Annotated in this window: 1 protein-coding gene; it reads right to left on the bottom strand. The window is 38.7% G+C overall.

What is annotated here, in order from left to right; genetic code table 11:
- The coding region (locus tag AAEY80_RS14470; protein ID WP_350588560.1) for a LysM peptidoglycan-binding domain-containing protein at positions 1-279 on the bottom strand (279 nt) is incomplete at both ends.

Below are 279 nucleotides of genomic sequence, written 5' to 3'. Positions count from 1 at the left end.
ATGCTAGATAACGTCTCACCTTTTTTCACTTTATAATGAGTCTGTGAGGTTAATGAGTCAGGTCTCTCATTAGTTTTGCCAGTTAATCTACTGCCCGTTGGCGGCACTTTAATAAATTGACCTGGAACTATTTTATCAGGGTCTTTGATGGTCGATTTATTGAGCTGCGCTAGTATTTGCCATGTTGTGTCATGCATTTTAGCAATGGTGTATAGATCTTGACCTTTCTTAACTTCGTACTCATCTTTACCTGCCACAACTTTATGGGTACTTCTTTTG

This window comes from Psychrobacter sp. 78a-MNA-CIBAN-0178, from assembly GCF_040309625.1.
Classification (GTDB): domain Bacteria; phylum Pseudomonadota; class Gammaproteobacteria; order Pseudomonadales; family Moraxellaceae; genus Psychrobacter; species Psychrobacter okhotskensis.
The sequence above is the reverse complement of the archived record's forward strand: the minus strand, read 5'-3'. Positions and strand labels throughout refer to the sequence as shown.